A 10406-nucleotide genomic window follows, 5' to 3' on the forward strand; every position below is an offset into this window, starting at 1 on the left:
GTACACCGTAATGCAGGTAGTTACCAGATGCATCATCAGCAGAGATTGCTTTAGTGCCAGACCACATCGTTAAGTTAGATGGTGCTAAATCCGCAGAGCCGCCTAACAGTTCTGGTAACATTGCGCCAAATGTTTCGATACAGTTTTGTGATGCTTTACGTGTTGCTATATTCGCAGAATTAGCTTGTAACTCTTCGATATACGCGCTTGATTTTTCAGCCCACTCGCTTGGGAACTCGTTATTAATGCGGCGTTTATATTCAGCAGCAAGTTCAGGAAAAGCTGCGGCATAAGCTGCAAACTTCTCATCCCAAGATGCTTCAACGGCTTGACCTTGAGCTTTATTATCCCAACCCGCATAGATATCAGCTGGGATTTCAAAATCACCGTAGTTCCAGCCTAATGCTTTACGTGTTGCGATAATTTCATCAGCACCTAGTGGTGCACCGTGACAGTCGTGTGTACCTTGCTTAGCCGGTGAACCAAAACCGATAATTGTTTTACAACAGATCATCGTCGGTTTAGTTGTTTCAGCTTTTGCAGCGATAATTGCCGCTTTAATCTCTTCACTGTTATGACCGTCAACAGAAATCACATGCCAACCGTATGCTTCGAAACGTTGTTGTGTATTATCTGTAAACCAACCTTCAACTTCACCGTCGATTGAGATGCCGTTGTCATCCCAGAATGCAATCAGTTTGCCCAGACCTAATGTGCCAGCTAGTGAACATGCTTCATGCGAGATACCTTCCATTAGACAACCATCGCCTAAGAAAGTGTAAGTGTAATGGTCAACAATATCGTGACCTTCACGGTTAAACTGCGCCGCTAATGATTTTTCAGCAATAGCCATACCAACAGCGTTAGTAACACCTTGGCCTAATGGGCCAGTAGTTGTTTCAATACCAGGCGTATAGCCAAGCTCTGGGTGGCCTGGTGTTTTAGAATGCAGTTGACGGAAAGACTTAATATCATCAATTGACAGATCGTAACCTGTTAAATGTAATAGAGAGTAGATCAACATTGAACCATGGCCATTAGACAGAATAAAACGGTCTCGATCAGCCCATTCTGGATTAGTTGGATTATGTTTTAAGAAATCACGCCAAAGGACTTCGGCGATATCCGCCATCCCCATTGGTGCTCCAGGGTGACCTGAATTTGATTTTTGAATGGCATCCATACTAAGGGCACGAATTGCGTTCGCTAGCTCTTGACGAGAAGGCATCTGTTTCTCCTGATTAGGTTTAGTTAAGTTCAATTGCTGAAAATTGATTAGTGTCAAACATACGGGCGGGATTATCCCAAATGATCTGGGGCACTGGCAATGAAAAAGATAAAAATTCGTCACATATTTTCACAAATTTCTTCTCATTTTCTATCTCACTGGTTAAATCACAGTGAGTTTACTCAATTGTGTCCTATCTTTATTTAAAATCCCAATCAACAGACAGACAAAATAATGAGTTTTCCAAATTACACCATTAGTAAACTATTACCTTTGGTGATATTAAGTAGCTGTTTTAGTGTAGTGGTTGTTTATAGCTTTCGCTATATCGTATATCACCCTCTATATCTGAGCATTACGCTGTCAAGCCATGTTGTTGTCGCCCCTCTGCTCGGCACTGTTTTATTAATAATACTGTTTTATCTGTTCGCCAGACATTTAAAATCAGGCCTGCCACATGTTGTTTTAGAGTTTCATATCGGCCTTGGCCGTTTACCTTTCTTAAATCTTTTATTTCAATTTTTAACCGCCAGTATCGCTTTATTGATGGGTTTTACAATTGGGGCAATAGGCCCTGCTGTACATATAGGTGCAGGAAGCGCTAATTTAGTCGGACAACTTTTTATGGTTCGCTCCCATACTTTACGGGTTTTAACGGCATGCGGCAGTGCGGTTGCTATTACCGTTATGCTAGATGCCCCTTTAATGGCGATCTTATTTACTTATGAGACAATTATCCGTCAATTTAGATGGCGTACACTACTGTTAGTCTCCACCGCAACTTTGTTTGCTCAATGGTTTGCACATCAACTAGACATTTCCCCCTTTATCATTGAGGTAGTACCTTTCTCTTTATCCATTTTATTGCTAATTAAAATGATGTTATTTGGCACTCTCTGTGGATTGATCTCCTCCTCTTTTTTAAACGTGATTAATTTTTTAACACAAAAATTACGCATTAATTATTGGAAAAAATTAGCTTTAGCGGGCCTGATAACATCACTGCTCTCATGGGGGGCGCCAGAAACCATTGGTTTAGGTTATGAACTACTGCAAAAACTACTTTATGAACCTCTGACAATCTCATTGATAACTGTTTGGTTAATTGTTTGGTTAATTGTCCGCTTTATTAGTTCAGCAGCTGTGATCGCCTTAGCCGTCCCCGGCGGTGCATTGGGGCCCAGTTTGATTTTAGGTGCATTAACGGGCGCTATTTTTAGCCTGCTGTTTAATTTCCCGGACAGTCAGATGTTTATTATTGTAGGCATGGGCGCACTCTTAGGCGCAGTATTACATGTACCATTGGCGGGGATACTTTTTGTTTTAGAAAGTACTAATGAGATTAGCCTGTTACTGCCTTGTCTTTTCGCAAGTTATAGCGCTTATTATATCCACCAACGCATTAGCAAGCAGAATAATTTAATTGAGTTGTTACTCGCCAGGCAGAATGTCATTTTTCGTAACAGCCCGTCATTAAGAAAAAAGCGACTGACGTCGCCTTTATGACCTTTTCTTCGAGCGTTAAAAATCAATTAACTTTGCTGTTCTGCGTAACCAGTCTCTCTATTTGGTCCGAACACGAAAATAATGCCTTTATCTAATAAGATTTGTGTGGTTTTATCAAAAAAAGTGATCGCTTGGTCGCTTGGCATATGCTTTAAAATCAACTCAATGGCAATATCAAAACCTTTACTATCGGGCAAAGCTTTTAGTAGCTCTCCTGATTCGATGAAGTAGATATAAGTATTAATTTTTTCTTGAAGGGTATAAAGATGCACATTATCAGCATCCCAAACCAGTGAATCAATAACAGTTAAAAATACACGCTGCGCTTCTTTTTCCACCCCGATAGCATCGATACTATCAGTTTCAATTACACTCATTGCTTTGCCTTTTTAATTTTATTATCCATGAGGGTGGACAAGTCGCCAACTCGCCATGCCACCTTCAACACTATAAACATCCAGATAACCTTGGTCACACAGATACTGTGCGACACCTTTACTGCTATTGCCATGATAACAGATAACAAACACTGGCGTGTTCAGATCGACCTTTTTCATAAATTGAGCAAGAGTGGCATCGGAGAGGTGGAAAGAATCTTCAATATGATCGCTTTTATAAGCATGATCATCCCGGATATCAACCATTTGCACTTTTTCTTTTATTGAGCGCTGCTTAGCATCATAAGCATTAATTATCTGGAAGGTTGGCATAATATTTCCTTATCAAAAATAGCCTGTACACTCAATTTAGCAAACCTCATCAAATTTATGCAACATTTCATTTACATATTTAAAATTGCGCCGGGAAAATTAATAGTAGTAAGCCGTCGCTTGCTATTAATAGCGAATTTAAGGTAAAAAAGATGAAAACAGCTATCTCTATTTGCTTATCATGGGGAGAATTTATTTATCTCTAGCTCACGAATAACGCCAGTTTGTCAATTTTCACTGGTTGAATTTTGTTCAATCTACAAGGGCGGCGTTTGTTGACAATTTCTACTGGATTATCGCCTGTTTAGGCTCTACCTTGTAGAAATAACCAACAAACAGCTGTAAAAACAACCTTGAAAGATCAACACCCCTTAAGTATTGGTGTTACAGGCATAAGTTGCTATGCCACTTTAAATAATTGCATGTTATGATGATACTAATTTGATTACTTATTTTACATTAAATTTTATTTCCATTTAGAGGTGAAAACATGTTTATAGTTACAGGTGGAGCTGGTTTTATCGGCAGTAATATCGTCAAATCCCTTAATGAACGTGGAATCACAGATATTCTTGTTGTCGATGATCTGACTGACGGTACAAAATTCGTCAACCTAGTTGATTTGCAAATAATGGATTACATGGATAAAGGTGAATTCATCACGCAAATCGTTTCCGGTCAAGATTTTGGTGATGTTGAAGCTATTTTCCATGAAGGGGCATGCTCTGCAACCACTGAGTGGGACGGTAAGTTCATGATGGAAAACAATTATGAATATTCAAAAGATCTACTTCATTACTGTATTGAGCGCGATATTCCCTTCTTATATGCATCATCAGCCGCCACTTACGGTGGCAATGACACATTTAAAGAAGAACTAAAATACGAAAAACCTTTAAATGTTTACGGTTACTCTAAATTTCAGTTCGACCAATATGTGCGACGAATTTGGGATGATGCCCAAGAGCATAATGAAACGTTACCGCAAATCGTTGGTTTCCGTTATTTCAATGTATACGGTCCGCGTGAACAACATAAAGGCAGCATGGCAAGCGTTGCATTTCACCTAAATAACCAGCTTAATGCCGGTGAAAATGCCAAACTTTTTAAAGGCGAGCATAAGCGTGATTTTGTTTATGTCAGTGATGTCTGCAAAGTTAATTTATGGTTTTTTGACAACAATATTTCAGGTGTTTTTAATCTCGGCACAGGTCAAGCTGAATCTTTCCTTGAAGTGGGAAAAGCAGTAGTAAAATATCACCAGAAAGGACAAATTGAACGCATCCCTTTTCCTGACCATTTAAACGGTCGTTACCAGAGTTTTACTGAAGCTGATTTAACTAAGTTAAGAGCGGCGGGTTATGATGGAGAGTTCAAAACAGTTGCACAAGGCACTGCTGAATATATGGTTTGGCTTAATCAGTGAGTACTCGAAAATGAAAGCATTTGTAATTAGTCTTGTTCGCTCAACTGAGCGTAGAAGAGAAATTAAAAAACAACTGGATAATGCAGGCATTGTATTTGAATTTTTCGACGCAATTGACTCCTCTACACCCAACTTTAAATATTCAGAACGAAGAGCTCCAAAGCAAACAAAATTACGTTTTGGTTATCAACTTCTTGAAAGTGAATTAGCCTGCTTTGCCAGTCACCTATGTCTATGGGGAAAGTGTGTTGAATTAAATGAGCCTATTTTAATCTTTGAAGATAGCTTTCAACTAAACACCTCTTTTATTGAGCTCTACAGCTCTTTTAACGAATTAGTCAAGAAGTACCCACTTATTAAACTTTGCTCTTTATTCCCCAAAAAATTTACTACTTTAGAGAATATTAACGAGGCAATCAGTATTGTTTCTTATAAAAGACGGACTTGTGGTACCCAAAGTTATTTACTTACGCCACATGCGGCAAATAAACTGATGCAAGGTGCGATGCCCTTTCTTGAGCCTGTAGATCACTATATAGAAAAAAGTTGGCGACACGGCGTTTCGGTGTGCAGCTTTAAGCCCAATATCGTTGAAAGAAGCGACATCGTATCAACTATTGGTTCTTCTCGTAAAAATAAAAAAGGGTTACAATTTTGGCACAAAATCATTATAGAAAGCTTCCGAACCTATGAAAGAACAAGAGCAAAATTTGAAAATTTGACCTTTATAATCGCCAGAAAAAGAAAATAAGCCTGCCATGATAAATATAGATAAAAACATTAAATCACATTTTTTTGATACCATAATACTGCTGCCCATTTATTGGACTTTTACTGGAATGTTTTTATACCCCAATGGTAAAAAAGCGATGGTGGCAATTGTCCTCATTGCAGCGATAACATCACTATACAAATACGGTATTAACCATATAAAAGACAACTTAAAAAATAATAAGTTTATTTGGTTATTAGCTGCGTCATCGATATTTGCCATCCTAGCAGATAGCTATTACGGTTACAGCGCCAGCCAATTAAGAGCTTTTGTGTCACTATTTGTCTATTTTTCTATTCTGCCCGCGCAGTTAAATTCTAAAATAGAGCTGAAATCATTAACCCTTACGGGGGCTGCAACGTCCTTAATATACTTGTTAATTCAAATGCTTGTTTATGATAATTATGGCCGCACGTGGACTATCAACCCTTTACCTTATGCGACATTTATTTGTTCAATAGCAATTATGTCTCTCTACTTTTTACTGCACAGCAACTCTTTCAAGCAACGAGCGTTATGGCTAATAGCATTTATTACAACGTTACTCCCTATTTTTTACTCTCAAGCTCGAGGGCTTTGGCTTGCATTAAGCGTTGCAATACTACTGCTAGTAATTAAATCATTTATCAATAATAAAAAATCTATTTTATTATTGATACCGCTTATACTGGTCACTGCTATCCCGACCTATTTAGCTTCCGATAAGATTACGCAACGCATAGAGCAAACGATATCTGAGACGAAGCAAATTTCTGCTGCCAATTTAAACACCTCAATTGGAATGCGCTTACAGATGTGGAAAGCCGCACTTTATTTAAGTACTGAGTCCCCCATTATAGGGGTAGGTGATAAACATATAGCATATAAAAAAGAGCTGGCTGAGCAAGGTATTATATCCTCTTCTATTATTCATTATTCCCATTACCATAATCAGTTTTTAAATGAGTTGGTTAAATATGGGGTTATCGGTTTGTTACTCTTACTCTTTTCTATTTTCCTGCCAATCTACTATTATTTAAAAGTTGAAAACCAATATAAACGCCCCGCTATTTGGGTACTTTTGATCTTTCTTATCGCCAGTTTAACTGACGTTCCATTTCAACATGCCCAACCGATAACATTCTATTTTATAGTTATGTATATTGCATTATACGCAGCCCCTGCGCCGCTAATAAAGCGAGAAACATCATCAACATTCTAATTTGCAGCTCTTATCAAAGCGCATGGAACAGTGTCCGCCCAGAGGCGGAAATGTTTATTGAATTTGTTAAGCAGGGGCACAATGTTACCGTAATGACCCAAGGTGATGCAGAGTATGTTGAACGGTTCATAAAGCAGGGTGTTAAAGTCATTGATTGCTACCCTAGTAAAAAAATATGTATTAAAACCATAAAAAAAGTTCATAACACTCTAAAAGAAAATACTATTGATATTTGCTATGCATTTAACTCTAAAACAATTCCCAATGCAGCTTTTGCCTGTATCGGCACAAAAGAAAAGTTAGTCGCCTATCGCGGCACAACGGGCGGTTTATATCGCCATGATCCTTCAGCTTATTTGACGCAACAGCCCCAAAGGGTAGGTGGTATTGGTTATCAAAACCGACAACGTTTTAAGCAGGAATTAGTCGATAACAATAAGATCGAACCGGTCGTGCTCAAGTTCAGCCGATTGCATAATAGTTTTATTGAAGAGCTATCCATTAAAGGTATTATCGGTTTTCTTACTTTGATCTTCTTTTTAGCTCCGGCCTTTTTTGTTCTGCGTAGAGGAAATATCAAAAATAATGTTTTTTCTCAGTTAGGAGTTGTGCATATCACCCTTGTTATGGGTTATGGCCTTACTCAAAACCACATCAATCATCATTTCGGAATGTTGCAATATCTAATGTTTGTTATAATTTTTTATTCGCTGTTATATGATAAAAATCAAAAACCAACCCCACACAAAATCAAGGTTACACTTTGAATACATTGATAAATAAAAAAATATCTGTTTGCATTATTTGTAAAAATGAAGAAAAGAATATCGAGCGCTGCTTAAAATCTGTTGACTGGGCCGATGAAATTATTATCGTTGATTCGGGAAGCTGCGATGCAACCCTTGAGATTGCTCAAAAATATACCGATAAAATTTTTATTCGTAGTGATTGGCCCGGTTTTGGAAAACAAAAACAACGCGCAGAAAAATTAGCTAGCCATGATTGGATTTTAGCGATTGATTGTGATGAAGAAGTCACACCAGAACTACACCATGAAATACTCGATGCTCTGAAAAATGCAGATGAAAAGACCGTGTTTATGGTTAATCGCCTTACTAACCTATGTGGGCAATTTATTTATCACAGTGGCTGGCATCCTGATTACATCAATCGCCTGTATAACCGTAAATATTTTGGTTACAACGACAAACCGGTGCATGAATCGATCTCCTGCAAAGGCGCACATAATGTCAAACTTAAGCATAAACTATTGCATTATCAATATGATGATTTATATCTATACATAAGCAAACGCAATAGTTATGCTGAAGCAGGCGCTTGTGATAAGTTTCTAAAGAATAAAAAAACCAGCCTCTCACAAGCGGTACTTTCAGCATTGGTTGCTTTTATGCGACACTATTTTCTGCGTGCAGGTTTTTTGGATGGCAAACTTGGTTTTGTTATTTCAGTGATTCAAATGCAATACACCTTTAATAAATATCTTTTTCTAAAATATAAAAAAAGTAATAAAGAATAGGTGAAGATAGTTCATTACAAATCGGCTAAACACTTAATAATTGGAAAAAAATGAAAATTCTCGTTTGTAGCTCATATTTACACGCTTGGAACAGTGTTCGTCCTGAGGCTGAAATGTTTGTCGAGATGGTCAAGCAAGGCCATCAAGTCACCATTGCCACTCAACCAGGGGCTGAATACATCCCTCGCTTTATTGAGTGTGGTTTGAAAGTTATTGAGCTTTATCCGACTAAAAAAGTCTGTATTCAAACGATTAAAACGTTACATAAAGAGTTAAAGCAAGGTCATTATGACATCTGCTATGCCTTTAACTCAAAAACCATCCCCAATGCAGCCTTTGCCTGTATCGGCACAAAAGTTAAATTAATTGCTTACCGAGGTACAACGGGAGGATTATACCGCCATGATCCAAGTGCCTATTTAACTCAACTCCACCCAAGAGTAGACGGCATCATATGTGTATCAAATGCAGTACAAAAAGATGTGGTCAAACGTGTTTGGAAAAAAAAGCAAAATGTAGTGACTATCTACAAAGGTCATCAACTAGATTGGTATAAAGTGGCGCCGACTGCACGCGCGGAATTTAATTTATCTGAAAAAAATATTATTGCAGTTTGTGCGACCCATGTTCGTCCAAGTAAAGGGATCTCTGTACTGCTACAAGCTACACATTTTATAGATAACCCCAACTTTCATCTTATTCTTGCTGGCAGCGGTTATGAGCCTCACTTTGATGAGATAAAAGCAAGCCCCATGGCAAAGCGCATTCATTATATTGGCCACAGAACAGATATCCCCTCTTTGATGACCATGGCTGACTTTCAAGTTCAGCCATCCATCAGTGGAGAAGGTTTGCCAAGAACAATCATTGAAGCGATGGCTAATGGCAGCACTTCAGTTGTCACCACTACTGGCGGCTCTCCGGAGCTTGTTGTTGATGGGGAAACGGGTTATATCGTTGAAACCAACAATGCTAAAGCCTTTGCCGATGCGATGAACAAACTGATTAGCAGCAAAGCAAAATGTATTGAGATGGGTCTGAAAGCGCAACAACGACTGGAGAACTACTTTAGCTCTAAAGAAACCGTTAAACAGCATTTGAGCTACTTTTCCAAATTAATAAAGCAAAAATAATTCCTTTAAGGATGACTGTATTTATGAATATCTATCTCTGCTCTACTGTACGCCACCTTTTATTTTCTGTATTAAAGGCTTTGGATGAAGCAAACGATACACATACTATTTTTATGATTTGCGATCAGCAAAATATCGATGCACTACAATTTGATATAAACGCTTTACCTGATCACATAAAAGTACAGTTTGTACTTCGTCAGCAAATAAGAAAGACATTGTACAGCGGCATAAGCGGAAAAATCAGAAAGTTAATGGCCAACTTTAATGTTACAACTACGCACCAACAGCAAAATACAATAGCAGTTCAATTATTTAATAAGTATTTCAATTTAGGCTTAAATCAGAGTGATTTGAATAGCAGAAAGCTGTTTTTATTTAATGACAGAAATAGAATGTCACGTTTGTTTAGACTGGCTTTTTGTGAATATACTTTAATTGAAGAAGGGTTAGCCAATTATGGAGGTATTAAATTAAAAACAGTAGAAAAAGTCGCTGCCTTTTTTAGTTCCAATAAAAAAGAAATACGTTATTTTGGAGATGATAAACGCTGTAAAGCCATCTATTTAATTAACCCAGAAAAAGCACCCGCGGCTTTACGTTCAAAAGTACAAGAAATTAATTTTATTAAAAAAGAAAACATCAATAACTACTGCACAGCCTTTTTCAAAATATCTGAAAGCGCAAATTACGGTTGTATTTTAGCTACCCAACCTCTTGTTCATACCCATATTGACATGAAAATTTATCAAAAAATCATCGCAAGCTGTCTAAAAAATAAAATATCAATCGCTATCAAACCACATCCAAGTGAAGATATTAGCCGCTACCAAGAGCTACTACCGGATATCCCTTTAATAAAAAGTAAGCTGCCTTTGGAACTTGTCATTTTC

Annotated in this window: 11 protein-coding genes; 8 read left to right on the forward strand and 3 right to left on the reverse strand. The window is 37.8% G+C overall.

The genetic code is table 11. The features are described 5' to 3' along the window. Positions 1 to 1228 (reverse strand): transketolase family protein (locus AC4GME_RS13180; protein ID WP_490379546.1); only part of this gene is annotated, 1228 nt, incomplete at its 3' end. Between the two features lie 234 nt (positions 1229 to 1462). On the opposite strand from AC4GME_RS13180, the gene AC4GME_RS13185 reads away from it, so the two are divergent. Beyond that, positions 1463 to 2734, forward strand: a complete 1272-nt coding sequence (locus AC4GME_RS13185; protein WP_490379547.1) for a chloride channel protein — start codon at positions 1463 to 1465, stop codon at positions 2732 to 2734. 26 nt (positions 2735 to 2760) lie between these two features. On the opposite strand, the gene AC4GME_RS13190 is transcribed toward AC4GME_RS13185, so the two are convergent. Both AC4GME_RS13190 and glpE read right to left on the reverse strand, forming a co-directional pair. Further along, on the reverse strand, positions 2761 to 3111 hold the full coding sequence (locus AC4GME_RS13190; RefSeq protein WP_490379548.1) for a DUF6572 domain-containing protein: 351 nt from the start codon (positions 3109 to 3111) through the stop codon (positions 2761 to 2763). A 21-nt stretch (positions 3112 to 3132) separates the two neighbouring features. Then, positions 3133 to 3444 carry a thiosulfate sulfurtransferase GlpE gene (glpE, locus tag AC4GME_RS13195; protein WP_490379549.1) on the reverse strand — a complete coding sequence of 104 codons (312 nt, stop codon included), beginning with the start codon at positions 3442 to 3444 and terminating at the stop codon, positions 3133 to 3135. 490 nt (positions 3445 to 3934) lie between these two features. Between glpE and rfaD the strand changes: the two genes are divergently transcribed. From rfaD to AC4GME_RS13230, 7 genes are all read left to right on the forward strand, one after another. Continuing rightward, positions 3935 to 4870, forward strand: a complete 936-nt coding sequence (rfaD, locus tag AC4GME_RS13200) for an ADP-glyceromanno-heptose 6-epimerase (RefSeq protein WP_490379550.1) — start codon at positions 3935 to 3937, stop codon at positions 4868 to 4870. A gap of 10 nt (positions 4871 to 4880) precedes the next feature. Further along, positions 4881 to 5621: a glycosyltransferase family 25 protein gene (locus tag AC4GME_RS13205; RefSeq protein ID WP_490379551.1), complete on the forward strand. Its 741-nt coding sequence runs from the start codon at positions 4881 to 4883 to the stop codon at positions 5619 to 5621. Positions 5622 to 5709: 88 nt separating this feature from the next. Then, complete coding sequence (locus AC4GME_RS13210; RefSeq protein ID WP_490379552.1) at positions 5710 to 6843, forward strand: O-antigen ligase family protein; 1134 nt, start codon at positions 5710 to 5712, stop codon at positions 6841 to 6843. A gap of 50 nt (positions 6844 to 6893) precedes the next feature. Next, positions 6894 to 7610 carry an O-antigen ligase family protein gene (locus AC4GME_RS13215; RefSeq protein WP_490379553.1) on the forward strand — a complete coding sequence of 239 codons (717 nt, stop codon included), beginning with the start codon at positions 6894 to 6896 and terminating at the stop codon, positions 7608 to 7610. Beyond that, complete coding sequence (locus tag AC4GME_RS13220; RefSeq protein ID WP_490379554.1) at positions 7607 to 8380, forward strand: glycosyltransferase family 2 protein; 774 nt, start codon at positions 7607 to 7609, stop codon at positions 8378 to 8380. Before AC4GME_RS13215 ends, AC4GME_RS13220 begins: the two co-directional genes overlap by 4 nt. 50 nt (positions 8381 to 8430) lie before the next feature. Beyond that, entirely contained in the window at positions 8431 to 9513 is a 1083-nt protein-coding gene (locus AC4GME_RS13225; RefSeq protein WP_490378436.1) for a glycosyltransferase family 4 protein, read from the forward strand. Positions 9514 to 9536: 23 nt separating this feature from the next. Next, on the forward strand, positions 9537 to 10406 hold an 870-nt coding region (locus AC4GME_RS13230; protein WP_490379555.1), incomplete at its 3' end, for a glycosyltransferase family 52.

The organism is Psychromonas sp., from assembly GCF_983033635.1.